Raw genomic sequence first — 26509 nt, 5'->3', positions numbered from 1 at the left:
TCACGCCTGCACCAGCACATCGTTGTCGATCACGCGGACCGGGTAGGTGCGGATACTCCACTCCGGCTTGACCGCGGTGGTACCGGTCGCCAACTCGAAACCCCATTGATGCCAAGGACAGTAGATGTACTCCAGGTCGCGCACCATGACGGCGTCACCGGCGGCGGTCTCGTCCACGATGGTGCGCCCCCGTGCCCGTCCCGAACACAGCGGGCCACCCTGGTGCGGACAGTAATTGGCGATCGCGTAGAAGGTTCCGTTGACGTTATAGACACCCACCCCGTGGCGGCCGATCGGCACGAGTTTATGGGTGCCGGGCGGAATTTCGTCCACCGTCGCGACAACGTGTTCGCGACCCTGAGCCAGGCGGGGTCGCGGCTTTTCCTCCGGCATTCAGAGCACCCGAACCTGACCCTCGAGGACCGGGACGGTCTCCGGCAGGTGATAGGTCGCGATGCCGTTCTTGTACATCACCGCATCCCGTGCGCCCTTGGGCAGATGCTTGACCAGCCAGCGCGGATCGTCGAAGGTCCAGTGCGGGTAGTCCGAGGAGAACAACAGGATCTTGTCGCACTCCATCCACTCCAGCATGCGGGTGAGTTCGGTCTTGTCCTCGGGATAGTCCAGCGGCTGGGTGGTGAACTTGATGTGTTCCTTGACGTATTCCGACGGCTTGCGCTTGATGTCGACGCGCGACTTGCGGGCCTCGTAGATCGCGTCCATCCGCCACATCAGCGGCAGAATCCAGGTGAAGGCGTGCTCGACGAAGACGATGCGCAGCGTCGGGAACCGGTCGAAGACGCCGTCGAAGATCAGACTCATCACCTGGTTGGCGGCCAGCAGCGAGTACGTGACCATGAAATCGTGGTTGTAGCTGGGGAAGCCGACCGGCGGGGTGGGCAGCATCTCGTAGTTGCTGCGGGACAGGTGGCAACTCACGGTGATGTCGTGCTTGGTGGCCGCTTCCCAGATCGGGTAGTACATGGGGTGGCCCCATGACGGGCGTGGCTCGGCCTTGATCAGGATTTGCGCCATATAGGGGTGGCCGGCCCACTCCTCGATTTCGCGGGCGGCGCCCGCGGGGTCTTCGACGGCCGCGCAGATCGACCCGCGCCAGCGCTGGTGCCAGTTGTTGTGGCTGTCCAGCCAATGGTTGGCCTGCCAGTGGTTCAGTGCGGTCGAGTAGGCCTGGTGCGCCTCGGGAAGCCGCGGGGTGCGCCCGCCCGGCTCCAGGATCGCGATGTCGGAACCGGCCTCCATGATCAGCTGACGGAACGCCATGTCCGGGTCACTGCCCGGGAATTCGCCGTCCGGCGGGAACGTGTCGACCCGCATGGCGAAGGAGTGTGCGTAGTCGGGGGCGTCGTAGTAGATCAACTCGCCCACCTTGTGGTCGAGGAAGAACTTGCTGCGCCACGGCTCGGGGATGTACTGGGTGATCTCCCCGCGTTTGGGAACCGGGTGGACGTCGGAGTCGACGCACCGGACGGCGATGCGCTCGGCGGCGGGAACCCGTTCATGGATGTGAGTCAGCGACATTGCCATCTCCCTGCCATAGGTCTCACTCACTTCTACTGTGCGCCCGAGCCGACGGCGATGTCTATGCCGTAGAGCCCGGCCGCGTTGCGCCAGCACAACTTTTCGTGTTGCTCCGCCGAAAGTGCCTGGGGCAGCGCGGTGACGTCGGCACACTGCCAGTGCGGATAGCTGGACCCGAACATCACCATGTCGTCCTTGCCGGTGAAACGCAGCCAATCACCGGCGAAATCGGCGTCACCGGGGCCGTCCATGGCGCCCTGCACGAAGTGCACGTGGCCGGGCAGGTAGTCACTCGGTATCCGCGGCGCCCAGGGTGTCTGCTCCAGGTGCGGGCGGCCGAAGGTGTCCATCCGCCAGATGAACGGCGTGACGAAATCTCCGGCGCCGTCCGCGAACACGAACTTCAGCGCCGGAAAGCGCTCGAACACACCCTCGGCGATCATGTTCATCAGGTGATACAGGTAGTTCAGCGCCATGAAGCTGACGTACTGCTCGTAGGTGCGGGTGTGCCCGGAGGGGGTCGGCGGGAATCCGATGCCCTCGCCCGACTCGATGTGCACCGCCACCGGAAGGTTCGCGTCGGCCGCCGCTTCCCACAACGGCCAGAACTGGGGTTTGCCGTAGACCTCGCGCGACTGCAGGGGAACGCCGATCTGCACCACCCTCGGATGCCCGCGCCACTTCTCGAGTTCACGCACCGCGCCGGCGATGTCGTCGGGGTTGACCCGGATGGTGCCGCGGAACCGGTCACCGAACTCGGGATGCTCGAGCCAGCGCGACACCATCATCTCGTTGTGGGCGGCGTGCAGTGCGGTGCCCAGATGGCGGTCCGGCATGATGCCCCGCCCCATCGGGTGCAGGATCGCCACGTCCACCCCGCGCTTCGAAAACAGCTCAGCGGCAACGAAATCCGGGTCCGAACCGGGATAGCGGCGACCGCGCTCGGGTCCCTCGGTATCGGGTGCGTATTCGCTGCCGGGAGCGCCGTACCAGTCCATCTCGTAGTCCGGGAAGCCCCGGCTCTTGAATGGCTCACGCAGAAAGTTGCGCAGGTCCTTGTTGGTGGGGAAGAAGATGTGAACGCTGGCGTCGATGACCGGCGTACGCGTCCCGTCAGCGCGTTCGATCACGAGATCCATCCTCCCGCCGTAGCTGCATCTGTCCTGGTAACGGCGCTTTTGCTGTCAAATTGTGAGCATTGTTCTTGAATCCGGATAATAACATTCTCTGCAAGAAATGTAACTCACAGCGGCACCGGTCCCACCCTGACGCCGGCGGCCTCCTCGAACGGTTTGATCACGGAGGTGAAGTCGGAATCCGGTCCCTGGCTTTGTGCCGCCGCTTCCCAGAGCCGTCCCACGGCCTCGGCGATCTCCACCGGGACACCGAGTGCGGCGGCCTCCTCCAGGAAGAGGCGCACATCCTTGACCATCAGTCCGGTGGCGAACCCGTAGTCGAAGGTGCGCGGCAGGATCGCCCGCGGGAACTTGTCGCGGCTCGCGCTGGTCGCGCCGGACCCTGCGTTGAGCACGTCGATCATGACGGCCGGGTCCAGGCCCGCCTTGACCCCCATCACCACGACTTCAGCCGTGGCGACCAGCACATTGGCGGCCAGGATGTTGTTGGCGAGTTTCATGGTCTGAGCGGAACCGGGTTTGGCGCCGACGTAGAGGGGGCGGCCCAGCACATCCAGCACCGGCCTGAGGGCATCGAATTCGGCGCGCGGACCGGACACCATGAGCGCGAGCGTGCCGCGTTCGGCGCCGCCGGCACCGCCACTGACCGGACTGTCCAGCGCGGTGATGTCACGCTCCGCGAGGCGGTCGTGGATCTGGGCCGCCGCGCGGCTGCCGACGGTGGACAGATCGACGTAGCGCTTGACGAGCGAGCCTTCGATCACTCCGGCCGCCCCGGTGGCCACCTCGAGACTGACGGCCGGGGTGGGCAGACTCGCCAGCACGGTCTCGGCACGATCGGCGACGTCGCGCGGCGATGTTGCGGCCGCTGCCCCGAGTCGCGCCACTGCCTCGGCGCGCGTGTCGAACGCGACGACCTCATGGCCCGCCTCGACGAGACGGCGCGCCATGGGCAGGCCCATATTGCCCAGCCCGATGAAGCCGATGGTCACCCTGCTAACCCTCGTCCAGTTCGGCGAAGATTTCACCCGCGGTGCGGAAGCTGTCCACGGCCGCCGGAACCCCGGCGTAGATGGCGACCTGCAGGAAGACCTCGCGGATCTCGTCGCGCGTGACGCCGTTGGTCAGGGCGGCCCGCAGGTGCGTGCGCAGCTCGTGCGGCCGGTTGAGCACCGACGTCATGGCCAGGTTGAGCATGCTGCGAGTCTTGCGTGTCAGGCCGTCCCGCCCCCATACCGCACCCCAGCAATACTCGGTCACCAGATCCTGCAGGGGCCCGGTGAAGTCGTCGGCCTGCGCGATCGCGTTGTCGACGTACTCCTTACCCAGGACTTCCGAGCGGATCTGCCGTCCCCGCTGATAGGTTTCGCTGTCCATTGCCGTGCTCCTTTGCTACGAGTGCGAGTAGCCAGGAGTCTAGGCGGCCGGCGAATTATCTTGCTGGGAAACGGGATTGAGCCGCCAGCTCAGTGGCACGCCCAATTGACGACCCAGCCGCCGCCGAGATTGGCGATCGCGCGCTGTTCGGCCGCCTGCCGGGAGAGACCCACGCCGCCGTGATAGGTCGTGCCGTTGTGGGCGACCGCGCCGCATTGGGTGAAGCTGGCTACGACGGTGCAGGTGTCGACGCCGCAGCGCTGCACTGCGAGTCGCTCCGCCATCGATTTGTTCTTCTGCCGCCACGCTTTGCCGGATGAGCCGTCGTGGCCGTAGGCGATGGCGCCGTAGAAGGTGTGGTACGGCGGCAGATTGCCGGGATGGGTACGGGCGTCGGCCGGATGAATGAGCATGACCGTGGCGGCGGCTGCTAGCAGGCTGGCGAGCACCAGTGCGACGCGACGCCGTTGTCGTGTCGTCATTGTCTTGACCTTTCCCAGGCGTGGCCTGTGTGAGGACAAATTTACGAGGACGAAATATCCAACTTCTACAATACCGGCGACCAGCCCAGAGATCATCCGCCGAAAGGGCTCGCCGGTGCCCCTTCGTCACCTGCCACGACCTCATGTACAGCCAACCGCGCCCCACGGCACAGATCCTGCTGGACCGCTGCCGTATTCATTCAACGTGAAGTACGAAGCGCGGCAATCGTTTCCAGGTCCTCGATGGCGGTGACAGCGCGCCGCAGCCCTGCCAGGGCGATGCCCTCGACCTGCATTCCGCCCATCCCCGCGGTGATCAGCGCCGCCACGTAGGCATACATCGCGCCCTGTCGGTACCGCAGCCAGAGATTGTCGCCGTCCAGCCCGGGGCCGCCGGCGGCGGCCAGTGCGCGGCGGTAGGTGTCGAGCAGTTCACGCTGGGCCGCTCGGCGGTCCGGTTCCGTCAGGCTGGTGACCAGGGTGTAGGCCAGCTCGCGCGAGGGATGCCCGCGGCGAACGGCCTGCCAGTCCAAGAGTCCCGGCCTGCCGTCGCGGAAGTAGACGTTGCCCGGGTGGGCGTCACCGTGCATGACGGTGTGCGGGGGAGCGTCGATCAGAGCGGCGAGGGCGCGATAGTTGTCGGCGATGAATCGGCCTCGCTCGACCGCAATGTCGGTGCGGGCGGCGAGTCGCTTGATCGAGGTATTCATCAGGGCGCCGGTCAGCAGAGAGGTGGCGTCGCCCGATGGCGTGTAGAGCCACCCCAACTTCCCGTGCGCGCCCAGTTTGCCCCAGAAGGCGGCGTGCAGCCTGGCCAGTAGCTCCACGATCAGTCGGGCCTGGTCGATGGACAGCGGGTGCAACGTATCGGGGAACACGCATTCCTCGGCGGGAAGGTCTTCCAAGATCAGCAGGTAGCGCCCGGTCCAGGAGTCGAAAGCGGCACCGTAGGCGAGCGGAACCCCGCTGAGCTCGGGGGCGAGCTGGCTGTAGAAGCGCACCTCGGTGTGCCCGAGCCTGCCGAGTTCGCCCATCAACCGGGTTGCGGCAGTCCGGGCCGCGAGCTTGACGAAGACGGTTTCCGGGACGCCGCCTCCGGTCAGGGCCAGGCGCGCCCGCGACGACGTACCCGCGTCGGTGTCCAGGATGGTGACGGAGGTGACCTCGGTGCCCATCACGTCGGACAGGACGCCGGCATCGATCTGGTCGACGGTGCGTGGCAGGCCGGCCCTACCGCCGAGCATCCCGTCTGTGGCGACCCGGCCGATGCCGCGGCCCAGGTGAGCGGCGAGCTCGATGGCTGAGCGTGCCTGTGCTACTGGGCTTTTCATGCCATTCCTGTTCTTGCCCGCACCGTCCTGGCGATAGTTGGTAGACTGCGCACACTTTACACAAGTGGCCGAGTTTGTCACGCCGCCGGTGAGGGGGATGAGTCCATGGCCGGAGCCAGCACCGACGTCTGGGAGGTGCTGTCGACCGCGCGCACCATCCGGCGCTTCACCGACGAACCGATCGACGACGCCACGTTGACGCGATGCCTGGACGCGGCGAGATGGGCACCGTCGGGGGCCAACGCGCAGGGGTGGCGTTTCATCGTGTTGCGTTCGCCCGAGGCACGCGCGGCGGTGGCCAGGGCCGCCGCGCAGGCTCTGGCGGTCATCGAGCCGGTCTACGGCATGAGCCGGCCCGTTGCCGACGACCAGAGCCGCCAGGCGCGCAACAACCGCGCCACGTACGAACTACACGATCGGGCAGGGGAATTCACCTCTGTGTTGTTCGCGCAAATCCACTATCCGACGGCGTCGGAACTGCTGCTGGGTGGATCGATCTATCCCGCCATGCAGAACTTCCTGCTGGCCGCGCGTGCCCAGGGACTCGGTGCCTGCATGACCAGTTGGGCCTCCTACGGCGGGGAGCCGATACTGCGTGCAGCCGTTGGCGTGCCCGACGATTGGATGTTGGCCGGCCACATCGTGGTCGGCTGGCCCAAGGGCAGGCACGGACCGGTGCGGCGGCGCCCGCTCGCTCAGGCCGTGAACCTCGACCACTGGGACGAGCCCTTCCCGCTCTAGGGACCCAGGGCCGCTCGCGCCCGCCGATGATGCGTCGATGCGAACGTCACCGGGCGGCCTGTGCGACAAACCATTTCGCCGCCTGCTCAATGGACTGTTCGACCGGTTCGGGCGTCCAGCCGAGTTCACGCTCGGCCTTGCTGTGGTCCAGCGGTGACATCAGGTCCGCCATCCGCGCTCCGACGTACGCCATCGGCAGATCGCGGCGCAACAGCCGTGCGGCGGCATCGTTGACCCGGGAGGCCGCGTACATGACAGACATCGGAATCGGGATACGGGGCGGGGGCCTGCCGACGGCCCGGGCCGCGATCTCATCCACCTCCCGGGTACTGAGGTAGCGGTCCGAGATGATGTAGCGCTGTCCGACCCTTCCGTTTTCCGCGGCGAGCAGCATCGCGCGGGCTGCGTCTTCGATGCCGACGACCTCGGACGAGAAGCCCAGGTAGAACGGGAAGCGGCCGGCGGCGACACGGGCGATCAGCGCGCCGTGCGGAGTCGGCGCCCAGTCTCGTGGGCCGTAGGTGGTTGAGATGCACAGGGCCACGGCAGGCAGACCCCGCTCGCGCGCGTAGCGCAGCACCAGATCCTCGGCCGCCACCCGGGATGCGATGTAGGGACCGCCATCGTCCCAGTTGTGCGGATCGTCCTCGGTGACCGGGCGGCTGTCACTGATCGCCAGGGTCCCTGTGCTGCTGGTGAATACGAACTTGCGAAGACCGGACTGCACCGCCGCGTCGAGCACATGGTGCAGTCCCTCGACATTGGTGCGGAACAAGGGTGCCGGGTCGCGCAGCCACATCCGGGCATCGACGACGCAGTAGTAGACGACGTCGCAACCCGCCATGGCATTGCGCAGGGCCGCGTCGTCGAACACGTCGCCATGACAGCGCTGTACGTCGAGGTCGTCGAAGCCCTTGGTAGAGCTGGTCTTTCGCACCATGACCCGGACGTCTTCGCCGGCCTGGACGAGTTGCCGGGTGACATGGGAGCCCAGGAAGCCGCTGGCGCCGATGACGAGCTTCTTCATCGTGCCTGCGCAAGCATGCCGGGGCCGTACTTCCCGCTCATGAACGTCCACGGGTCGGCATAGGGTCCCCGGTGCTCGCGGCGCCGCTGGGCCGCCAGCAGCGCCCGCATCGCCGGGCGTATCACCGGTCCCAGGACGTGCAGCAGCAGCCGGCGATGGCCCATCGACGCGCTCACCCAGGCGACGGTCTGTGGCCAATCGTGCTCTTGATAATCAAGCAGTGCCTGGGATTCCGCGGTGTCGAACCAGCCGGTGAACGCCCAGCCGCGGTCGTCATCCGGATTGCCGGGCAGCCCCGCCGCCCGGCCGAGCCGGCCGACACCGACCGCAGCCATGACATCGTCCTGCAACTCACTCATGGTGAGCAGATTGGTGTCGTTGCCGGCGATCACCAGGATCTTGCCGTCGACGGCCGCCCGGCGCTCCACGGCATTGGCGAATGCCAGCGCCACGTCGCGGGCGTCCACCGCGTGCATACGGTTGTCCACCGGCGTGGCGCGCACGAGCACCAGGTAATCGCTGTCCATCGTGGTCGCGCCGTCGGGCGAGACGATCGCAGCGAGTCGCAGCAGAACATGGGGCAGCCCGCTTTCGGCGATCACCCGCTCGGCCAGGACCTTGTCTTCGCCGTATTGATCGATCGGGTTCACGGGTGTGTCAGCGGTGATCAACTCCGGCTGCCGGTACGGATTGCGGGATCCGTAAACCGCTGCGCTGGAGGCGAATACGAACAACGGGTGGTCGGGCAAGGCCTGTGCCGCCGTCACCAGGTTGCGGGTGCCCCCCACGTTGACCTCGCGGGCCAACCGCGGGTTGCGGTAGGAAGGCGGCGAGACGATCGCGGCCAGGTGCACGATCGCGGCGGGCTGGTGCAGGCGCACAACGGTGCCCACGGCCTCGCTGTCAGTGAGGTCCGCGAATTCCACGATGAGGCTGCCCGGGTGGCCGGCGCCGGCCAGGGCGCCGGCGGCCGCGGCGGAGGCTTCGTTGTCCAGGTCCACCGCGATCACGGTGTGCCCCCGGCGCAGCAGGATCTCTGCGCAGCGCCTGCCGACTTGTCCGAACGCGCCGGTGATCAGTGTGGTTCGGCTCATTTGCCGAACCTGCGGGCCAGCGCGGCGCCGGCGCTACGGAGCCGGGGCGAAACACGCACGGAGATGACCGGATTGAACACGTCCTCACGTAACCGGGTGAGCGTCGAGGACTTGATCAACCAGCGACCGTCGACCTTTTCGTAGGTTTCGTGGTAGTGCCCGCGTCCCTGCAGATTGAGGCCGGGACCGAGCCGGACCACGTCCTCGAGTGCCCACACACCGGTGGCCGTGGTCTCCGACGTCAGCTCGATTTCCGGGGCGTGCACCTGGTGGGCGGTGGGCTGGGACGGCTTGCCCAGCGTGCTACGGACGAAAGACACGAACTCATCTGCCCCGCTGATCACTTTGCCGCCGGAAGCCGATGTGTCGCTGAGGAAGTCGTCGGTGAAGAGGTGCCGCCAGTCATCCCACTGCTTGGTGTCCAGGAAGCGGCAGTACCGGGCTTTGAGCACCTTGATCGCCTCGATGTCCCAGAGCGCGGCTGCGGTATCCGGCATGCGGGCCCCCCGTAGGTCGTAGGCAGATTCTGAGATTACTACTTCCACCAAAGAGAATGATATTCTCACCAGGTAATCGTGACGGGAGGCGGCCCGGATGCTCTTGGAGTTTGATGCTGATCAGCGGTTGTGGCAGGACGCGGTCCGCGACGTCGTGACCAAGCAATGTCCTGCCTCCCTGGTCCGGAGCGTGGCCGAGGACGGCGCTGACGCCGAGCCGCTGTGGAAGCTGTATCGCCAGCTCGGCTGGACCGAACTGCACGATTCCGCCAGCGCGGTCGAGCTCGCGATCGTGCTGGAAGAGCTCGGTCACGCTACCGACCCCACCCCGTTCCTGGCGACCATGAGCCAGTTCGCTCCGCTGGCCGGGGATCGGTTCGATCCGAACCAGTCCGGCACCGCCGTCTATGGCGGGGTGTCGGCGCGCCGCGACGCCGACGGCTGGGTGCTGGACGGTACCGCCCGTCATGTTCTCGACGGCGACCGGGCCGAGCGGGTCGCCGTGGTCACCGAAGCCGGCGTGTTCCTCACCGACGCCACCGGGTTGTCGGCCCGGCGCGAATCGGTGTTCGACCCGGTGCTGCACGTGGCCGATCTGTCCTTTCGCGACGTGCGGGTGCCCGACAGCGACCGGATGACCGTTGACCGCGAACGCGCGCACCACGTCGCCCTGACCGGAATGGCCATCACGATGGTCGGTGCCTGCCAGCGCATCCTGGATCTGGTGCTCGAGCATGTCCGAAGCCGGCACCAGTTCGGCGTCCCCATCGGCTCTTTCCAGGCTGTGCAACACAAGGCGGCCGACATGCACGTCGCGGTGCAACGGGCAAGGGCGCTGGCCTATTTCGCGGCGCTGACCATCTCCGCGGACGATCCGCGCCGCCGGCTGGCGGCCGCGATGGCCAAGGCATCAGCAGGGGAGTGCCAGTCGTTGGTCTTCCGGCACGGGCTGCAGCTGCACGGTGCAATGGGATTCACCTGGGAGAACGACCTGCAATTCGCGCTCAAGCGCGCGAAGGCGGGCGAACTGATGCTTGGTGGCGCTGCCGAGCATCGTGCGCGGATCGCCGAGGAGTACCGTGCAGCTGACTTTTGACAGTGACGTCGAGGAGTTCCGTGCCGAGTTCGCGGCGTTTCTCGACGAAAACCTGCCGGACGCAACCGAAACGGTCGAGCGGCCCCGTTCGGTGTCGCACATGCCAGAGTGGGCGCGCCGGTGGCAGCGGTTGTTGTTCGACAACGGATGGCTGCTGCCCACCCAGCCCCCCGAGTTCGGTGGGCGCAATGCGACGGTGTTGCAGCAGTACGTCTACCTCGAGGAGCTGTGCCGCCGCCGCATCTACCACAGCTTCAATCCGCAAGGCGTGAATATCGTTGCGGCCTCTCTGATCTCGTTCGGCAGCGAGGAGCAGAAACACCGCTGGGCGGTGCCGATCCTGCGCGCCGAGATCACCGCGTCGCTGGGCATGAGCGAACCGAGCGCCGGCTCGGACCTGGCATCGCTGCGCACCCGGGCGGTGCGGGACGGCGACCACTACGTCGTCAACGGCCAGAAGGTGTGGACGTCCGGTGCCCACGACGCCGATGTGCTGTTGACGTTCGTGCGCACCGATCCCGACGCGCCGAAACACAAGGGCATCAGCGTGTTACTGATACCCACCGACATCGAGGGCGTGGTGCGCCGGCCGTTCGCGTCCATCTGCGGCGCCGACGACCTGGACTTCAACGAGGTGTTTTTCACCGACGCGCGGGTGCCGGCCGAGAATCTGGTCGGCGAGCTGAATCAGGGCTGGCGGGTGGCGAACGGCTCCCTGGGCCACGAACGCACCATGATGTGGCTCGGGTTCGCCGACCGGATGGACAACATGCTCGCCGACTTCCGGCCCGCCAGCGAACTCGACCGCGATCGTTACGCGACGACCATCATGGACAAGCAGGCCCTGCGCCTCCTGGGCTCGGTGGCCCTGGCCCGTGCGTCGCGCGGTGAAGACGACACCTCGGCCATCTCGGTGCTCAAACTGCTCGGCTCGGAGGCCGAACTGCGGATCAGCGAGCACGCGCTGGAGGCCGCCGGCGGTGACGGCCTGATTCAGCCCGGGCTCACCGGCCCGTACGCGCCGATGAACCTGGACCACTACTTCGCGAGCTGGTTCGAGCGCTACGCCCGCAGCTTCTCCGGCACCATCGCCGGGGGTACGTCTGAGATTCAGCGCAACATCATCGCCCAACGGATCCTCGGCCTGCCGCGGGGCTGAGTTCTCCCCGCGAGCAGACACAAAATCGCACAAAATCGCTCGCGATTGTGCGATTTTGCGACTGCTCGCGGGCTCAGAGCTGCGCGGACTCCTTGCGCTCGGTGATGGGACGCGCGAGTTCCTGCTCGTCGCAGACGCGTTGCAACTTCTCCAGCGTCTCGTCCAGACCCGCGCCGACGCGGGGGCCGGGAGTGAACGTAGCCGGCAGCTTGCGCATGCCCTGGATCACGCCGATCGTCTCGTAATGCACGGTGCCGTCCGGGTCGCAGCGGTAGTCGGGCATCCGGTCGAGCACCGCGTTGAGCATCGACTTGAACACCGTGCGCGCCACATTCGAACCGATACAACGGTGCACGCCGATGCCGAAGCTGAAGTGCCGGTTGCCTTTCCGGTCCAGCAGCACGTCGTCGGGGTGGTGGAACACCGCTGGGTCGCGGTTGGCCATGGCCCAGGAGATCCACAGCCGCTCGCCCTCTTTGAACCGCGTGCCGTCGAGTTCGATGTCGTCGGAGAAGGTGCGGCCATCTCCGGGCGCCGGCGTGAAATAGCGGAGAAACTCTTCGGTCGCCGAGTCCAGCAGGGTGTCGCGCTCCCGCCGCAACCGCTCCCGCTGCTCGGGATTGTCCGACAGCCATTCCAGCGAATGCGCGGTCAGCGCCGTGGTGGTGTCGAAGCCACCCCCGATGACCAGACCGAGGTTGCCGAGGATCTCCAGATCGGGAGCCGGCTCGCCGTCGATCCGCATCTGCAACAGCGCGTTGACCAGTCCGGGTCGCGGGTTCTCCCGGATCTCGATCATGTTGTTGACCATGTCGAGGCCCATCTGGCGGTGCATCTCGGTGACACGTTCGATGTCGGGGGAGTGCTCGGGCGTGTAGACCGCCGCGTGGACCGGTTCGCTGTAGAGATTCCACTTCTTCAGCGGGATGCCGAGCATGGCCAGAGTCAGCACCGCCGGAACGACATTGGCCAGATCGTCGACGAAGTCGATCCGGCCGGTCTCGATCTTCTCGTCAAGGCAGGCGCGGGTCACGTCGTCGATGAACGGCTCCCAGCGCTTGACCGCTGCCGGCGACAGATACGGGTTGAGCACCGTGCGATAGATGCGGTGCTCGGGATCGTCCATCTCCAGGATGCCGCCACGCACCACGCTCACCCGGCGGGCCGTGGGAATCGAAATGCCTTTGTATCCCTTACGTTCGCCACGGATGTCGTGGTCGTTGGACACCGCGGGACAACGGGCCAACTCGAACACCTCGTGGCTGCCCGCCGCGACCCAGTGCCCGCCGTAGGTGTCGGTCCAGGCCATCGGGCACGTGGCGTGCATCTCCTCGGTGATCGCCTTGAACTGTGAGCGGTAATCCGCGGAGTGGCGGTCGAAGTGGTAACTGTGCTTCCTCCGGCCGTCGGCCGCGACGTCATCGACGCTCAAAGCGTTGTCTCCCTTGGTAATCAGTCGCTGAGGACGATGGCCTGCTCGGGGCATGACTGGGCGGCCTCGCGGACCTGGTCCACCTGATCGGCGGGCACCACCTCGTTGACTGCCGATGAACTGCCGTCGATGTCACTGAGCTGGAACGAATCCGGCGCGATCATGGCGCACAGCGTGTGCCCCTGGCAGCGTTCCGGATCTACCCAGACCTTCACGAGACCTCCATCGCTCAGGTGTTTCGACCGCCGTTGACACCCAATATCTGACCGGTGATGTAACCCGCTTCGTCCGAGGACAGAAATGCACATGCCGCGGCGATGTCCTCGGGCTTGCCGATTCGCCGTACCGGTGTCCGGGCGATGTTCTGCTCGACATCGCCGAGGAACCCCTGGGTCTCGGCGTTGCGCAGCATCGGGGTGTCGATGAAGCCGGGGGGCACGGCATTGACCGTGATGCCGCTGGGTCCGTACTCGAGGGCCAACGACTTGGTCAGCCCGTTGACCGCTGACTTGGCCGCGACATAGTGCGACATGTAGGCCACCCCGGAGTGGGTGCTCGACGACGAGATGTTGACGATTCGTCCCCAGCCCGTGTCCAGCATGTCGGGCAGCACTGCCTGGGTCATGTGGAACACCCCGTGCAGATTGACGTCGATCACTCGCTGCCAGTCCTCGAACGTGATGTTGGTGAATCGCTTGAAGCCGTCCAGGCCGGCCGCGTTGACCAGGATCGTGACCGGCCCCAGGCGCTCGCGAATGGCCGACAGGGCGGCGTCGATCTGGGAGCGGTCGGTGACGTCCGCGGTGTAGCAGAGGTCATCGTCGGAAGGCTTGAGATCGATGGTGGCGACGTTGCGGCCGTCGGCACGCAGACGTTGCGCAACAGCCAACCCGATGCCGGACCCACCACCGGTGACCACCGCCGTCCTGGTGGCTGCCACGTCGCCGATCTCATCCACAAAGAATCTCCCTCGCAATTATGAGAATCGTACTCTCACGGCAAACCCGGGTGCAAGCAAACCGCAAAATAGTCCCGGGCCTGCGGCAAGGCGCGCGGACGGCCACTCGCTGAGCGGTCGCTCAGCCTTTGGCCTGGACAGTCAGCTGGGCTAACCGGCTTGTCTTCTCACCCTTCGAATGTAAGATTCGCCGGAGATGAGAATGAAATTATCGTGACACCGACCACACCGAGCGCGAGGGGCCCATGTCAGTGCAGGACACGGCGGAGACCGACGTCGGCGATCAACCGACACGGGACGGCGCCGAGTCCGGCAGCCGGCCGGCCCGCAGATTGCTGATCGACGGGCAGCTGGTGGCGACGGAGAAGACCTTTGCCACCGTCAATCCCGCGACGGGCGAGGTGCTGGGATATGCGCCCGACGCCGGGGTGCAAGAGGCCGAGCGCGCTGTCGCGGCGGCCCGGCGTGCCTTCGACGACACAACCTGGTCCACCGACGTCGAGTTCCGGGTCCGGTGCCTCGATCAGCTGCACCAGGCGTTGCTCGACCACGCCGAGGAGTTGCGCGAGCTGACCATTGCCGAAGTCGGCGCGACCCGTGCGCTGACTCACGGAGCGCAGCTCGACGAACCCATCGGCATCGTCCGGTACTACGCCGACCTCCTGCGCACCTACGAGTTCTCCGAAGATCTCGGTGAAAAAGAGTCGCGCGGCATGCGTCACCACCGCTGGGTCGAGAAAGAGGCCGCCGGTGTGGTCGCGGCCATCATCGCCTACAACTACCCGAACCAGCTGGCACTGGCCAAGCTGCCTCCTGCGCTCGCCGCCGGCTGCACGGTCGTTCTCAAGGGAGCGCCGGACACCCCGCTGGTCACCCTGGCTCTGGGCGAGCTGATCGCCAACCACACCGACATCCCGGCCGGCGTCGTCAACGTGCTCAGTTCGTCCGACCCCGGGGTGGGCGAAGCGCTGACCACCAGCCCCGACGTCGACGTGGTGACCTTCACCGGATCGACGGCGGTCGGGCGCAAGATCATGGCCGCGGCCAGCAACACCGTCAAACGCGTGTTCCTGGAGTTGGGCGGCAAGTCCGCGGTGATCATGCTCGACGATGCCGATTTCGCCGGCGCGGCCATGTTCGCCGCGTTCAGCATGGTCACCCACGCCGGCCAGGGCTGCGCGCTGACTTCCCGGTTGCTTGTTCCCAAGAAGCACCACGACGAGATCGTCGAACTGATCGCGCAGAATTTCGCCCGGGTCCGGCACGGCGATCCCGCCGACCCGAAAACCTATATGGGACCGCTGATCAACGAGCGCCAGCGCGACAAGGTCGACGGCATGGTGCAGCGGGCCGTGGCCGCGGGCGCCACGCTGGTCACCGGTGGCAAGCGGTTGGATCCCGGCTTCTTCTACGCACCGACGCTGCTCACCAATGTCGATCCGGATGCCGAGATCGCCCAGGACGAGGTGTTCGGGCCGGTGCTCGTGGTGATCGGCTTCGACGATGACGACGACGCGGTGCGCATCGCCAACAACTCGATCTACGGTCTGGCCGGCGCGGTGTTCAGCCGTGACCAGGACCGTGCCCTGGCGGTGGCACGCCGGATTCGCGCCGGCTCGTTCTCGGTCAACGGCGGCAACTACTTCGGCGCCGACAGCCCGTTCGGCGGTTTCAAGCAGTCCGGGTTCGGTCGCGAGATGGGAGTGGCCGGGATGGAGGAGTTCTTGGAGGGCAAGACTTTTGCGGTACCGGTGGCAGGAGCCGGCGCATGAGACCACTCGAAGGAATCCGCATCCTGGAAGTCGCCATGTACGGATTCGTCCCCTCGGCCGGTGCGGTGCTGCGGGAATGGGGTGCCGACGTCATCAAGGTCGAGCACGCAGTGACCGGCGACCCGCAACGCGGACTCCGCCAAACCGGCATGCTGCGCGTCGAGGGCGACCCCAACCCCAATATCGAGCACGCCAATCGCGGCAAGCGCAGCATCGGCTTGGACATGTCGGTACCGGAAGGCAAGGAGGTGCTCTACGAACTCGCCCGCCGCGCCGATGTTTTCCTCACCAGCTTCCTGCCCGACCACCGGCAGAAGTTCGGGATCGACATCGACGACATCCGGGCGGTGAACCCGCAGATCATCTACGCGCGCGGGAGTGCGCTCGGGCCACGCGGCAATGAAGCGACAAAGGGCGGCTACGACATGACCGCCTTCTGGTGTCGAGCCGGAACCGCGGCCACCATCACTCCGATGGGCTATGAGGGCATGATCAACCCGCCCGGGCCGGCCTACGGCGACACCATCTCCGGCACCAACCTCGCCGGCGGTATCGCGGCGGCGTTGCTCAAACGGGAACGCACCGGCGAACCATCGGTCGTCGACGTGTCGTTGCTCGGCAGTGGCCTGTGGGCGCTGGGCCACACGGTGGCACTCACCAAACACCTGGGCCAGCTGATGCAGGCACCGCCGCCCGGCATCCATGGTTCGCCGGTCAATCCGCTGGTGGGCGTCTACCCCACGTCCGACGGACGCTACATCTCGCTGGTGATGATGCAGCCCGGCAAGTTCTGGGCCGACGTGTGCCGCCACATCGACCGTCCGGAGCTGATCGACGATCCGCGTTTCGCGGACGGCGAGACCATCGCAGCCAATACCGCAGATGCGGTGGAGATCTTGACCAAAGTCTTCGCAACCCGCACTCTTTCGGAGTGGAGCGAACGCTTTGCGACGCTCGCAGGACCATGGGCGCCGGTGCAGGACACCCTGCAAGCGGCCGACGACGCGCAGATCCGGGCGAACGAATACGTGCTGCGCGCAGGCGAACTCGAACTGGTCGCCAACCCGGTCCAGTTCGACGTCGCCGCGCCGCAGACCGGGCCGGCTCCGGGATTCGCCGAGCAGACCGACGAGATCCTTTTGGAGTTGGGCCTGGACTGGGATCGGATCATCGAACTCAAGACCGCCGGCGCGGTCACCTAGGGCCTGGGGTGGCAACGACGTGCGTGCAGATAACGGTTGTGCGATTTCGGTTCCCACGGGACGCGGCATGAGTCATAATCGCCGAACGCTTCCAGGGTTGGCGCGCGGGCAGCTGACCTGGTCTGGAAACGGCAGCTCACGCAACCGAATGGAGAAACCAGCGTGAGGTTGATAGCGCGTGTCGAGGGCGCCGGAACGGCGCAGCCAGCGTTGATAATGGCGATTGCCATCCGGATTTCCTTTGCGCACAACACGATCCGGAGAGGATCTCAGTCCTATGGCGACTAAGGGAGCGGAGCGCTGGACCCCGGGCATCGTGCTGGGTCGTGGTTCCAAACCCATGGAGGCCGTCGGCGCGCTGTTCGCGATGTCGGCCGACGCCATCAAATTCGCGTTCCGGCGACCGGTCCAGTGGCGTGAGTTCCTGGAGCAGTCGTGGTTCGTTGCCCGCGTCGCTCTCGCGCCAACGTTGTTGGTAGCCATCCCGTTCACCGTCCTGGTCAGCTTCACCCTGAACATCCTGCTGCGGGAGCTGGGCGCCGCCGACCTCTCGGGTGCGGGTGCGGCATTCGGTGCGGTCACTCAGGTCGGGCCACTGGTGACGGTGCTCATCGTGGCCGGCGCCGGGGCCACGGCGATGTGCGCCGACCTGGGCTCGCGCACGATCCGCGAGGAGATCGACGCGATGGAGGTCCTGGGCATCAACCCGATTCAGCGGTTGGTGACGCCCCGCATGCTGGCCTCCGGCCTGGTGGCATTGCTGTTGAACAGCCTGGTGGTCATCATCGGGATCCTGGGCGGCTACATCTTCTCGGTGTTCGTCCAGGACGTGAACCCCGGCGCATTCGCCGCCGGCATCACCCTGTTGACCGGCGTGCCTGAGGTGATCATTTCCTGCGTCAAGGCAGCGCTTTTCGGGCTGATCGCCGGCCTGGTGGCCTGCTACCGCGGCCTGACGATCACCGGCGGCGGCGCCAAGGCGGTCGGCAACGCCGTCAACGAGACGGTGGTGTACGCGTTCATGTCGCTCTTCGTGGTCAACGTGGTGGTCACCGCCATCGGCATCCGAATGTCGGCGAAGTAGATACCGCAAAGTCGATGGGGCGAGGGAGGTGTAGGCACAGACTGTGGCGCTGAGAGCCGTCTACCCGCGTCTGACGCGGCAATTCCAGAGACCGGTCGGCAGCCTGGGCCGAATCGGCGATCACACCCTGTTCTACGGCAAGGCAATCGGCGGTATCCCGTTCGCCGTCACCCGCTACGGTCGCGAGATCATCCGGCTGATCGCCGAAATCAGCATGGGCGCGGGCACTTTGGCGATGATCGGCGGGACGCTGGTGATCGTGGGCTTCCTGACCCTGGCCGCCGGCGGTACCCTGGCGGTCCAGGGGTACAGCTCGCTGGGCAACATCGGTATCGAGGCCCTGACCGGATTCCTGGCCGCCTTCATCAACGTTCGGATCGCCGCGCCGATCGTCGCCGGTATCGGATTGGCGGCCACGTTCGGTGCCGGGGTGACGGCGCAACTGGGCGCCATGCGGATCAACGAAGAGATCGACGCGCTGGAATCCATGGCGATCCGGCCGGTTTCGTATCTGGTCAGTACCCGGATCGTGGCAGGGATGCTGGCGATCACTCCCCTCTACAGCATCGCGGTGAGCCTGTCGTTCCTGGCCAGTCAGTTCACCACGGTGATCCTGTTCGGCCAGTCGGGTGGTCTGTACCAGCACTACTTCACGACCTTTCTCAACCCGATCGACTTGCTGTGGTCCTTCCTGCAGGCCGTGCTGATGGCGATCACCATTCTGCTGATCCACACGTACTACGGCTTTTTCGCGTCGGGCGGGCCGGCCGGTGTCGGTGTCGCCACCGGTAACGCGGTGCGGACCTCGCTGATCGTGGTGGTCTCGGTGACCCTGCTGATCTCGCTGTCCATCTACGGTTCCAACGGCAACTTCAACCTGTCGGGCTAGGGGAGGTGCGCAGAGTCAGTGACAGCTAACGTGCCGGCGGGCCGCCACGGCCCGAGTCCCAAGGGTCGGTCGCACCATTCCGGGCGGCCCAAGCCGCGCGGCTATGTGCGCCCGCTGATGGGCCTTGCCACCGTCCTCGTGATTCTCGCGATCGTCGCCGTGTCAATCGGGTTGTTCCAGGGGGACTTCACCGAAAGCGTGCCCGTCACCGTCGTTTCGCCGCGCGCCGGCCTGGTGATGAACCCCGAGGCCAAAGTGAAGATGCGCGGGGTCATGGTCGGCAAGGTCGAGTCCATCGAGGAACGCCCCAACGGTCAGGCGGTTCTGCACCTGGCGATGCAGCCGTCGGCAATGCGGCTCATTCCCCGCAATGTGCTTGTCGACATCGCCTCCACGACGGTCTTCGGCGCCAAGTTCGTCGAGCTGATACCGCCCGACCAACCCTCGCAGCAGAGCCTGCAACCGCATCAGGTGCTCGAGGGCAAGTTTGTCACCGTCGAGGTCAACACCGTCTTCCAACAGCTCACCAACCTGTTGTCGAACATCGATCCCGCGAAGCTCAACGAAACGCTCGGCGCCATCGCTTCGGCGATGAACGGCCGCGGCCACAAGATCGGGCAGGCACTGTCCGACCTCGACGCGTTTCTGGCCAAGCAGGATCCGGCGCTGCCCGCACTGAACCACGACCTCTCCGTCCTGCCCGTGGTGAGCAACGCCTACGCCGACGCCGCACCCGACCTGATCGGGTCGGCCGAGAATGCGATCAGGATCAGCAAGTCTGTCGTCGAAGAGCAGCAGAACCTGGACGCCTTCCTGATCAGCTCAATCGGCCTGGCCGACATCGGAAATGAAGTGATCGGCGGGAATCGGCAAGCCCTGACCGACGACCTGCACCTGCTGCTGCCGACCACCAACCTGACCAACGAGTACCACCAGGCGCTGTGGTGCGGACTGTCGGGCTCGCTGGTGAACCTGCACGCGCCCAACCTGCCCGAGCCGATGATCAAGGTGTTGGTGTACCTCGGTTTCGGTGCCGAACGCTATCGCTATCCGAGCAACCTGCCCAAGGTGGCGGCAACCGGCGGTCCCCAGTGTCAGACACTGCCGGTAGTGCCCTACGACGTTGCGCCGCCGTTCGTGGTGGCCGACGTGGGCGCCAACCCGATGGAGTACGGCAACCCGCAGTTGCTGCTGAACTCCGATGCGCTCAAGCAACTGCTGTACGGGCCGATCGACGGGCCACCGCGCAACACGATGCAAATTGGACAACCCGGATGAGCAACTCACGCGGGATGATCATCAAGTTCGGCGCCTTCGCGCTGGTCATGGTGCTGCTGACCATTTCTCTGTTCTTTATCTTCGGCCAGTACCAAACCGGCTCCACCACTGAGTATTCCGCGCTCTTCACCGACGTGTCGCGTCTCAAAGAGGGGCAGACGGTGCGGGTCGCAGGCGTGCGGGTGGGCACGGTGAACAGCGTCGAATTGCGGGCCGACAAAAAGGTCCTGGTGAAATTCGACGCCAACCGCGATGTGGTGCTCACCGGCGGCACCCGCGCGGTGATCCGCTATCTGAACCTGGTCGGTGACCGCTATCTCGAGTTGATGGACGGACCGGGCAACACCAGGCCGCTGCCGGGAGGGTCGGAGATTCCGATCGACCGCACCGCACCGGCTCTCGACCTCGACCTGCTGCTGGGCGGGCTGAAGCCGGTTACCAAGGGCCTCAAGGCCGAAGACGTCAATGCGCTGAGCGCGTCACTGATCGAGGTGTTCCAGGGCGAGGGGGGCACCCTGCAGTCGCTGTTGTCCAAGACCTCGTCGTTCTCGAATACGTTGGCCGACAACAGCGAAACGGTGCAGGCCTTGATCGACAACCTCAACACCGTGGTCGGCACCGTGAATGCGGAGGGCACCAAGTTCTCCGGTGCGATCGACCGGCTGGAGCGTCTGATCAGCGGACTGTCCTCCGACCGCGACACCATCGGCACCGCAATCACCGCTCTGGACAACGGAACCGCCTCGATCGCGGATCTGCTCACCCGTGCCCGTCCGCCGCTGTCGGGCACGATCGACCAACTCAACCGGCTTGCTCCCTTGCTGGACAAGGACAAGAACCTGATCGACATCTCACTGAAGAAGCTGCCGAACAACTACCGCAAGCTGACCAGGCTCGGCGCGTACGGCGCCTGGTTCCCCTACTACCTGTGCGGCCTCGCGCTGCGGGTCTCCGACCTGCAGTACCGAACGGTAGAGGTGGGCGTCACCCACCAGGTCACCGGGAGGTGTGCGGAACCCGATGCTTAAGTACCGCGGAGCGCGCCTCATTCGAGCCGGATTCATCGGCGTCGTGTTGATCATTCTGGTCATCGCCGTCGGTCTGTCACCGGACCAGTTGCTGCAGCGGGCCACCACGGTGCGCTACCAGGCGGTGTTCGCCGACGCCGGCGGGCTGGTGACCGGCAATGACGTGACGGTGTCCGGGATCAAAGTCGGCAGCGTGTCGGGAATGTCGCTGCAGAACGGCGACGTGCTGGTGACCTTCACCGTCAAGGGCGCCGTGCAACTCGGGTCGGCCAGCACCGCCCACATCCGCACCGGTTCGCTGCTGGGCCAGCGCGTGCTCACCGTCGAGTCCACCGGCAGCGGCAACATGCGTCCGATGGCGGTCATCCCGCTGTCGCGTACCTCCTCGCCCTACTCGTTGTCCGAGGCCGTCGGCGACCTGGCCACAGACATCGCCGGAACCAACACCGACACCCTCAACCAGTCCCTGGACACGCTGTCGAACACGCTGAATCAGATTGCGCCGCAACTAGGCCCGACGTTCGACGGGGTGACCCGGTTGTCGTCGACGCTTAACAACCGCAATCAGACCCTCAGTGAGTTACTCAAGGGCGCAGCCGATGTCACACACATTCTGTCCGAGCGCAGCAACCAGCTGAACACGCTGATCCTCAACGCCGACGACCTGCTGTCCATGTTGGTGGAGCGCAGGCAGGCGATCGTGCGGTTGCTCGCCAGCACCTCCGCGGTGGCCAAACAGCTTTCCGGGCTGGTGCACGACAACGAGGCGAAGCTGGCGCCGACGCTGACCAAACTGAACTCCGTCACCGCGATGCTGGAGGACAACCGCGACAACCTCGGTAAAGCCATACCGGGATTGGCCAAATTCGAGCTGACCCAGGGCGAGACGGTGTCCAGCGGGTTCTACTACAACCCGTTCATTCCCAACATCTTCACGATGCAGTTCTTCCAGTGGTTGTTCGACTACGCCTTCGGCTTCCGCGCCTACGGGGCGCCGGGACAACCGCCGGACAACGCCGGCCCACGGGCTCTGTTGCCGTTCCCGTTCAACCAGAACCCGGGAGGGTCGCGATGATGCGGCGCAGGGGTGTCAAGCTCGTACTGGCGATCGTGCTGGCATTGCTGCTCGTCGTCGGCGCGGGCGTCGCGATCCGCAACACGTTCTTCCGGCCCACCACGATCATCGCCTACTTCCACACCGCCACCGCCATCTACCCCGGTGACGATGTGCGGGTGTCGGGACTGAAAGTCGGCACCATCGAGTCGATTAAGCCGGCCGGAACCCAGGCCAAGATAGTCATGCACGTCGATCACGGCATCTCCATCCCGGCGGACGCGAAAGCGGTCATCGTCGCCCAGAACCTGGTGGCGGCGCGGTATGTCCAACTCACCCCCGCCTACCGCTCCGCCGGTCCCACCATGGCCGACGGCGCGGTGATACCGGTCAACCGGACGGCGACTCCCGTCGAATGGGACGAGATCAAAGACCAATTGACGCGATTGGCAACCGATTTCGGGCCCAACAGCAGGGTGTCGACGCCATCGGTGGCGCGGTTCATCGACGCCGCGGCCAACGCCCTGGGCGGCAACGGCGACAAGCTGCGCCAGACGCTGGCCCAACTGTCGGCGGTGGGAAGGATTTTCGCCAACGGCAGCGGCAACCTCGTCGACATCATCAAGAACCTGCAGACCTTCGTCGGTGCCCTGCGGGACAGCAACGTCCAGCTGGTGCAGTTCAACGATCGGCTGGCCACCCTCACCAGCGTGCTCGACGACAACAAGGCCAACCTCGATGCGGCGCTGACGGATTTGTCGAGTGCGGTCGGGGAGGTGCAGCGGTTCATCGCGGGCAGCCGGGACCAGACCGCCGAGCAGATCACCCGGTTGGCCGACCTCACCCAGATCCTCGTCGACAACAAGATGGCCCTGCAGAACGTGCTGCACGTCGCGCCCAACGCGATTGCCAACGCCTACAACGACTATGACCCCGATGTCGGCAACGTCCGCGGCGGCGTCGGCGTGCAGAACCTCAGTAACCCCACAAACGCCTTCTGCTCGCAGATCGGCGCGTTGGAGAACGTGACGTCGGTCGAGACCGGGAAGCTGTGCGGGTTGTATCTCAGTCCCGCGCTGAAGGTGTTCAACCCGCTGACCTACTTCAACTTCAACTACCTTCCGATTCCGGTGAACCCGATCCTGGCGCCGGCGTTCGACCCGAAGAACGTCGTCTACACCGAACAACGCCTGGCACCGGGCGGCGAGGGGCCCAAGCCGACGGCGCCGGAGCTGCCGCCCGCGGTGTCGGCCTACACCGGCTTGCCGGGTGACACCCCGGAGGCGCCGCCACCACCCGGGCCCCCCGCACGGATACCGGGAGCCGCCATGCCCGAGCCGCCGCCGCCGAGCGTGCCGCCCGAACCGGCGCCCGCGCCGCAGAGCGTGCCGGAACTGCTGCTGCCCGCCGAGAGGCCGCAATCATGAGGACGCCCGGCGCCCTGCGGCGCATTCGGATGATCCTGGGCGCCGGCCTGTGCGTCATGCTCACCTCGACCGGGTGCGCATTCAGCGGACTGAACTCGCTGCCGCTACCGGGTGCCGTGGGACGAGGGCCCGGATCCAGCACCTACCACGTCGAGATAGCCAACGTGGGCACGCTGGAAGCGAATTCGCCGGTGATGATCAACGATGTCATCGTCGGCAGCATCCGGAAGCTGACGGTGCGCGGTTGGCACGCCGACGTCGAGGTTTCCGTGCAGCCCGGCGTGGTCATTCCGGCCAATGCGGTCGCCAGTGTCGGTCAGACCAGCTTGCTCGGATCGATGCACCTGCAACTGAATACGCCGCTGGATCAGAAGCCGACCGGGCGGCTGCAACCGGGCGCCACCATCCCGCTCAACCGGTCCTCGACGTATCCGTCGACCGAGCAGACGCTGTCCTCGCTGTCAGTGGTTCTCAATGCCGGGGGGCTGGGACAGATCGGGGACATCATCAACAACTTCAACGCCGCCCTGTCCGGGCGCGCCGGTGACGTCCGTGATCTGCTGAATCGGCTCGACCGCTTCGTCGGAACCTTCGATGCCCAACGTGACAACATCGTCGCGTCGGTCCAGGCGCTGAACCGGCTTTCAGGAACGCTGGCCGGGCAGCGCGATGTGATTACCCAGGCGCTGAACAAGATTCCGCCGGCACTCGACGTGCTGAACCGGGAACGGCCGCGCATCACCACCGCGCTCAACAAACTTGGTACGTTCAGCAACACGGCAACCCGGCTGGTCAACGACGCGGGCGACGACCTGGTGAACAACCTGAAGAATCTCGAACCGACGATCAGCGCGCTGGCCGATGTGGGCCCGGATCTCGATGCGGCCCTTGCGTATGCGCCGACCTTCCCGTTCACTCAGGGCTTCATCGACCGCTATGTCCGCGGCGACTACGTCAACGGCTACTTCATCATCGACCTGACGAATTCCGGTCTGCGCAAGAGCATCCTGCGCGGCACCCACTGGGAACGGATGGGCGCCGAAGGTGTGCCCGCCCCCGGCGATCCGGAGTACCTGCAGTTCCGGTTCGGCGCGCCGGGGGCCCCGGGTTCCTACCTGCCCGGTCCGCCGCCCGCGGCGGCACCCGGTCCGCCGCCCGCGGCCGCGCCGGGACCGCCACCTGCGTCGGCGCCGGCCACCGACCAGAGTGCGACGCTGCCCAACGGGTTGCCGCCCGCTGTCGCACCGGCGGAGGGGAATGGCTGATGCTGACCCGCTTCATCCGTATCCAGTTGGCGATCTTCGCGATCGTCGGAGTCATCGGTCTGTTCGTGATGGTCATCTACTACGTCCAGGCGCCGACGCTCCTCGGTATCGGCAAGATGACCGTCACCCTGGAACTGCGTGAGACCGGAAACCTCTACCGCTTCAGCAATGTCACGTACCGCGGCGTGCAGATCGGAAAGGTCACCGGCGTCGACCTGACCCCTCGCGGAGCGAAAGCCACGATGAGGCTTGACACTTCGCCGAAGATCCCGGCGGATCTGGATGCCGAGGTGCGCAGCATCTCCGCGGTGGGCGAGCAGTACGTGGACCTGCGGCCACGAACCGACTCGGGACCCTACCTGCACGACGGTTCGGTGATTTCCGCCAAGGACACCAAGACCCCGCAACCGATCGGTCCCGTGCTGGACCAGACCAGCGCCCTGCTCAACAGCATCCCGCAAGGCAAGCTCACCCAGCTGCTCGACGAGTCGTTCAAGGCATTCAACGGCGCCAGTTACGATTTCGGCTCGCTCTTCGATTCCTCGGCACAGATCTCCGGTGACCTCAACGGTGTCGCCGACCGGGCGCGCAGCCTGACCGAGGACACCGGGCCGCTGTTGGACAGCCAGGCGCAGACTGCCGGCTCGATCCGGCGGTGGGCTCACAGCCTGGCCGGATTCACCGGACAACTGGCGACCAACGATCCGCAGGTGCGGACGCTGCTCGAGAACGGCCCCGAAGCACTCAACGAGGCCTCACGCCTGCTGGATCAGATCAAGCCGACGCTGCCGGTGCTGTTGGCCAACCTCACCACCATCGGGCAGATCGGTGTGACCTACCATGCGTCACTCGAGCAGGTGCTGGTGTTGTTGCCGCCCTTCACCGCCGCGATCCAGTCATTCCTCGGCACCAAGAGTCCGACCGGATTAGCCACGGGCGCTTTCAATCTCATCATCAGCGACCCGCCCGCCTGTACGGTCGGCTTCCTGCCGCCGAGTCAATGGCGTTCGCCGGCCGACACCACCACCATCGACACGCCCGACGGCCTGTACTGCAAGCTCCCGCAGGACTCCCCGATCGGAGTGCGTGGTGCGCGCAACTACCCCTGCATGGGGCACCCCGGAAAGCGGGCGCCGACCGTCGAAATCTGCGACAGCGACAAGCCTTTCATGCCGCTGGCGATGCGGCAGCACGCCTTCGGCACCTACCCGCTGGACCCGAACCTGCTCGCGCAGGGCATCCCGCCGGACGACCGGGTCAACTGGAACCGGGAACGGATCTTCGGGCCGGTGGACGGAACGCCGCTGCCGCCCGGCGTGGTGCCACCTCCGGCGGGAGCGCCGGTGGCGCCCGGAGTCACCCCGCAGGCACCGATGGGTCAGGTCGCGTCCATCGCGCCGCTTGACACGGCGGGCGGCGCCGCTCCGCCACCGGCGGCCGCGGCGCCCAGCGCAGCACCGTCAGCGGCTCCGAGTGCGTTCGGCCGCAACGGATTACCCACCGGGCCCTCGGTGGCTTTCGCTCAGTACAGCCCGGAGACCGGGAGTTATATGACTCCGGATGGACAGGTTTTCCGTCAGACGGATCTGGTTGCTCCCAAAGCGCCTAAGACGTGGAAGGACATGTTCGCCATCTGAGGCG

Annotated in this window: 26 protein-coding genes; 13 read left to right on the top strand and 13 right to left on the bottom strand. The window is 66.0% G+C overall.

Annotation, left to right across the window (positions count from 1 at the left end):
• From QXH22_RS24825 to QXH22_RS24795, 7 genes are all read right to left on the bottom strand, one after another.
• A complete protein-coding gene (locus tag QXH22_RS24825; protein ID WP_306246204.1) occupies positions 1 to 393 on the bottom strand; it encodes a Rieske 2Fe-2S domain-containing protein in 393 nt (130 codons plus the stop codon).
• A complete protein-coding gene (locus tag QXH22_RS24820) occupies positions 394 to 1539 on the bottom strand; it encodes an amidohydrolase family protein (RefSeq protein ID WP_306246202.1) in 1146 nt (381 codons plus the stop codon).
• A 32-nt stretch (positions 1540 to 1571) separates the two neighbouring features.
• Positions 1572 to 2669: an amidohydrolase family protein gene (locus tag QXH22_RS24815; protein ID WP_306246200.1), complete on the bottom strand. Its 1098-nt coding sequence runs from the start codon at positions 2667 to 2669 to the stop codon at positions 1572 to 1574.
• Between the two features lie 113 nt (positions 2670 to 2782).
• Positions 2783 to 3667, bottom strand: coding sequence for an NAD(P)-dependent oxidoreductase (locus tag QXH22_RS24810; protein WP_306277303.1), 885 nt, complete (start codon positions 3665 to 3667; stop codon positions 2783 to 2785).
• A gap of 4 nt (positions 3668 to 3671) precedes the next feature.
• Complete coding sequence (locus QXH22_RS24805) at positions 3672 to 4052, bottom strand: carboxymuconolactone decarboxylase family protein (RefSeq protein WP_306277302.1); 381 nt, start codon at positions 4050 to 4052, stop codon at positions 3672 to 3674.
• An 89-nt stretch (positions 4053 to 4141) separates the two neighbouring features.
• The gene (locus tag QXH22_RS24800; RefSeq protein WP_306246194.1) at positions 4142 to 4534 is read right to left on the bottom strand and encodes a DUF4189 domain-containing protein; all 393 of its coding nucleotides are present in this window, start codon (positions 4532 to 4534) and stop codon (positions 4142 to 4144) included.
• Between the two features lie 200 nt (positions 4535 to 4734).
• Positions 4735 to 5865, bottom strand: a complete 1131-nt coding sequence (locus tag QXH22_RS24795; RefSeq protein WP_306246192.1) for a phosphotransferase — start codon at positions 5863 to 5865, stop codon at positions 4735 to 4737.
• 105 nt (positions 5866 to 5970) lie between these two features.
• Here QXH22_RS24795 and QXH22_RS24790 point away from each other — a divergent pair, with 105 nt between their 5' ends.
• On the top strand, positions 5971 to 6606 hold the full coding sequence (locus QXH22_RS24790; RefSeq protein ID WP_306246190.1) for a nitroreductase family protein: 636 nt from the start codon (positions 5971 to 5973) through the stop codon (positions 6604 to 6606).
• A gap of 46 nt (positions 6607 to 6652) precedes the next feature.
• On the opposite strand, the gene QXH22_RS24785 is transcribed toward QXH22_RS24790, so the two are convergent.
• The 3 genes from QXH22_RS24785 to QXH22_RS24775 are packed head-to-tail and all read right to left on the bottom strand — an operon-like array spanning position 6653 to position 9224.
• The gene (locus QXH22_RS24785) at positions 6653 to 7633 is read right to left on the bottom strand and encodes an NAD-dependent epimerase/dehydratase family protein (RefSeq protein WP_306277300.1); all 981 of its coding nucleotides are present in this window, start codon (positions 7631 to 7633) and stop codon (positions 6653 to 6655) included.
• Complete coding sequence (locus QXH22_RS24780) at positions 7630 to 8727, bottom strand: NAD(P)-dependent oxidoreductase (RefSeq protein ID WP_306246186.1); 1098 nt, start codon at positions 8725 to 8727, stop codon at positions 7630 to 7632. Before QXH22_RS24780 ends, QXH22_RS24785 begins: the two co-directional genes overlap by 4 nt.
• The gene (locus QXH22_RS24775; protein ID WP_306246502.1) at positions 8724 to 9224 is read right to left on the bottom strand and encodes a nuclear transport factor 2 family protein; all 501 of its coding nucleotides are present in this window, start codon (positions 9222 to 9224) and stop codon (positions 8724 to 8726) included. Before QXH22_RS24775 ends, QXH22_RS24780 begins: the two co-directional genes overlap by 4 nt.
• A gap of 97 nt (positions 9225 to 9321) precedes the next feature.
• Between QXH22_RS24775 and QXH22_RS24770 the strand changes: the two genes are divergently transcribed.
• Positions 9322 to 10320, top strand: coding sequence for an acyl-CoA dehydrogenase family protein (locus QXH22_RS24770; protein WP_306277299.1), 999 nt, complete (start codon positions 9322 to 9324; stop codon positions 10318 to 10320).
• Positions 10304 to 11479 carry an acyl-CoA dehydrogenase family protein gene (locus QXH22_RS24765; RefSeq protein ID WP_306246183.1) on the top strand — a complete coding sequence of 392 codons (1176 nt, stop codon included), beginning with the start codon at positions 10304 to 10306 and terminating at the stop codon, positions 11477 to 11479. Before QXH22_RS24770 ends, QXH22_RS24765 begins: the two co-directional genes overlap by 17 nt.
• Positions 11480 to 11552: 73 nt before the next feature.
• Here the strand turns inward: QXH22_RS24765 and QXH22_RS24760 are convergent, their stop codons facing one another.
• Genes QXH22_RS24760 through QXH22_RS24750 form a run of 3 tightly spaced genes read right to left on the bottom strand, consistent with a single transcriptional unit; the run spans position 11553 to position 13860 of the window.
• Positions 11553 to 12911 (bottom strand): cytochrome P450, encoded by a 1359-nt coding sequence (locus QXH22_RS24760; protein ID WP_306277297.1) that lies wholly within the window; start codon positions 12909 to 12911, stop codon positions 11553 to 11555.
• A gap of 20 nt (positions 12912 to 12931) precedes the next feature.
• Positions 12932 to 13126: a ferredoxin gene (locus tag QXH22_RS24755; protein WP_306277295.1), complete on the bottom strand. Its 195-nt coding sequence runs from the start codon at positions 13124 to 13126 to the stop codon at positions 12932 to 12934.
• A 14-nt stretch (positions 13127 to 13140) separates the two neighbouring features.
• A complete protein-coding gene (locus QXH22_RS24750; protein WP_306277376.1) occupies positions 13141 to 13860 on the bottom strand; it encodes an SDR family NAD(P)-dependent oxidoreductase in 720 nt (239 codons plus the stop codon).
• Between the two features lie 254 nt (positions 13861 to 14114).
• On the opposite strand from QXH22_RS24750, the gene QXH22_RS24745 reads away from it, so the two are divergent.
• From QXH22_RS24745 to QXH22_RS24700, 10 genes are all read left to right on the top strand, one after another.
• A complete protein-coding gene (locus QXH22_RS24745; protein WP_306277294.1) occupies positions 14115 to 15641 on the top strand; it encodes an aldehyde dehydrogenase family protein in 1527 nt (508 codons plus the stop codon).
• Positions 15638 to 16843, top strand: coding sequence for a CaiB/BaiF CoA-transferase family protein (locus tag QXH22_RS24740; RefSeq protein WP_306246175.1), 1206 nt, complete (start codon positions 15638 to 15640; stop codon positions 16841 to 16843). The genes QXH22_RS24745 and QXH22_RS24740 overlap by 4 nt, the downstream gene beginning before the upstream one ends.
• Before the next feature lie 277 nt (positions 16844 to 17120).
• On the top strand, positions 17121 to 17927 hold the full coding sequence (locus tag QXH22_RS24735) for an ABC transporter permease (RefSeq protein ID WP_306277293.1): 807 nt from the start codon (positions 17121 to 17123) through the stop codon (positions 17925 to 17927).
• Positions 17928 to 17970: 43 nt separating this feature from the next.
• Positions 17971 to 18816, top strand: coding sequence for an ABC transporter permease (locus QXH22_RS24730; RefSeq protein ID WP_306246173.1), 846 nt, complete (start codon positions 17971 to 17973; stop codon positions 18814 to 18816).
• A gap of 18 nt (positions 18817 to 18834) precedes the next feature.
• Positions 18835 to 20094, top strand: coding sequence for an MCE family protein (locus QXH22_RS24725; protein WP_306277292.1), 1260 nt, complete (start codon positions 18835 to 18837; stop codon positions 20092 to 20094).
• The gene (locus QXH22_RS24720; protein WP_306246169.1) at positions 20091 to 21122 is read left to right on the top strand and encodes an MCE family protein; all 1032 of its coding nucleotides are present in this window, start codon (positions 20091 to 20093) and stop codon (positions 21120 to 21122) included. Before QXH22_RS24725 ends, QXH22_RS24720 begins: the two co-directional genes overlap by 4 nt.
• Complete coding sequence (locus QXH22_RS24715; protein WP_306277291.1) at positions 21115 to 22197, top strand: MCE family protein; 1083 nt, start codon at positions 21115 to 21117, stop codon at positions 22195 to 22197. The genes QXH22_RS24720 and QXH22_RS24715 overlap by 8 nt, the downstream gene beginning before the upstream one ends.
• Positions 22194 to 23603 carry an MCE family protein gene (locus QXH22_RS24710; protein WP_306277290.1) on the top strand — a complete coding sequence of 470 codons (1410 nt, stop codon included), beginning with the start codon at positions 22194 to 22196 and terminating at the stop codon, positions 23601 to 23603. The genes QXH22_RS24715 and QXH22_RS24710 overlap by 4 nt, the downstream gene beginning before the upstream one ends.
• On the top strand, positions 23600 to 24868 hold the full coding sequence (locus QXH22_RS24705) for an MCE family protein (protein ID WP_306246163.1): 1269 nt from the start codon (positions 23600 to 23602) through the stop codon (positions 24866 to 24868). The genes QXH22_RS24710 and QXH22_RS24705 overlap by 4 nt, the downstream gene beginning before the upstream one ends.
• The gene (locus tag QXH22_RS24700; protein ID WP_306277289.1) at positions 24868 to 26505 is read left to right on the top strand and encodes an MCE family protein; all 1638 of its coding nucleotides are present in this window, start codon (positions 24868 to 24870) and stop codon (positions 26503 to 26505) included. Before QXH22_RS24705 ends, QXH22_RS24700 begins: the two co-directional genes overlap by 1 nt.
• Positions 26506 to 26509 lie beyond the last annotated feature (4 nt).

This window comes from Mycobacterium sp. TY814, from assembly GCF_030755175.1.
Classification (GTDB): Bacteria; Actinomycetota; Actinomycetes; order Mycobacteriales; family Mycobacteriaceae; genus Mycobacterium.
The sequence above is the reverse complement of the archived record's forward strand: the minus strand, read 5'-3'. Positions and strand labels throughout refer to the sequence as shown.

What these genes read in the sequence shown, in the direction of transcription:
- QXH22_RS24825 (WP_306246204.1), bottom strand. Translation starts at nt 393, where the DNA reads ATGCCGGAGGAAAAGCCGCGACCCCGCCTGGCTCAGGGTCGCGAACAC.
- QXH22_RS24820 (WP_306246202.1), bottom strand. Translation starts at nt 1,539, where the DNA reads ATGTCGCTGACTCACATCCATGAACGGGTTCCCGCCGCCGAGCGCATC.
- QXH22_RS24805 (WP_306277302.1), bottom strand. Translation starts at nt 4,052, where the DNA reads ATGGACAGCGAAACCTATCAGCGGGGACGGCAGATCCGCTCGGAAGTC.
- QXH22_RS24800 (WP_306246194.1), bottom strand. Translation starts at nt 4,534, where the DNA reads ATGACGACACGACAACGGCGTCGCGTCGCACTGGTGCTCGCCAGCCTG.
- QXH22_RS24795 (WP_306246192.1), bottom strand. Translation starts at nt 5,865, where the DNA reads ATGAAAAGCCCAGTAGCACAGGCACGCTCAGCCATCGAGCTCGCCGCT.
- QXH22_RS24790 (WP_306246190.1), top strand. Translation starts at nt 5,971, where the DNA reads ATGGCCGGAGCCAGCACCGACGTCTGGGAGGTGCTGTCGACCGCGCGC.
- QXH22_RS24785 (WP_306277300.1), bottom strand. Translation starts at nt 7,633, where the DNA reads ATGAAGAAGCTCGTCATCGGCGCCAGCGGCTTCCTGGGCTCCCATGTC.
- QXH22_RS24780 (WP_306246186.1), bottom strand. Translation starts at nt 8,727, where the DNA reads ATGAGCCGAACCACACTGATCACCGGCGCGTTCGGACAAGTCGGCAGG.
- QXH22_RS24775 (WP_306246502.1), bottom strand. Translation starts at nt 9,224, where the DNA reads ATGCCGGATACCGCAGCCGCGCTCTGGGACATCGAGGCGATCAAGGTG.
- QXH22_RS24770 (WP_306277299.1), top strand. Translation starts at nt 9,322, where the DNA reads ATGCTCTTGGAGTTTGATGCTGATCAGCGGTTGTGGCAGGACGCGGTC.
- QXH22_RS24745 (WP_306277294.1), top strand. Translation starts at nt 14,115, where the DNA reads ATGTCAGTGCAGGACACGGCGGAGACCGACGTCGGCGATCAACCGACA.
- QXH22_RS24740 (WP_306246175.1), top strand. Translation starts at nt 15,638, where the DNA reads ATGAGACCACTCGAAGGAATCCGCATCCTGGAAGTCGCCATGTACGGA.
- QXH22_RS24735 (WP_306277293.1), top strand. Translation starts at nt 17,121, where the DNA reads ATGGCGACTAAGGGAGCGGAGCGCTGGACCCCGGGCATCGTGCTGGGT.
- QXH22_RS24720 (WP_306246169.1), top strand. Translation starts at nt 20,091, where the DNA reads ATGAGCAACTCACGCGGGATGATCATCAAGTTCGGCGCCTTCGCGCTG.
- QXH22_RS24715 (WP_306277291.1), top strand. Translation starts at nt 21,115, where the DNA reads ATGCTTAAGTACCGCGGAGCGCGCCTCATTCGAGCCGGATTCATCGGC.
- QXH22_RS24710 (WP_306277290.1), top strand. Translation starts at nt 22,194, where the DNA reads ATGATGCGGCGCAGGGGTGTCAAGCTCGTACTGGCGATCGTGCTGGCA.
- QXH22_RS24705 (WP_306246163.1), top strand. Translation starts at nt 23,600, where the DNA reads ATGAGGACGCCCGGCGCCCTGCGGCGCATTCGGATGATCCTGGGCGCC.
- QXH22_RS24700 (WP_306277289.1), top strand. Translation starts at nt 24,868, where the DNA reads ATGCTGACCCGCTTCATCCGTATCCAGTTGGCGATCTTCGCGATCGTC.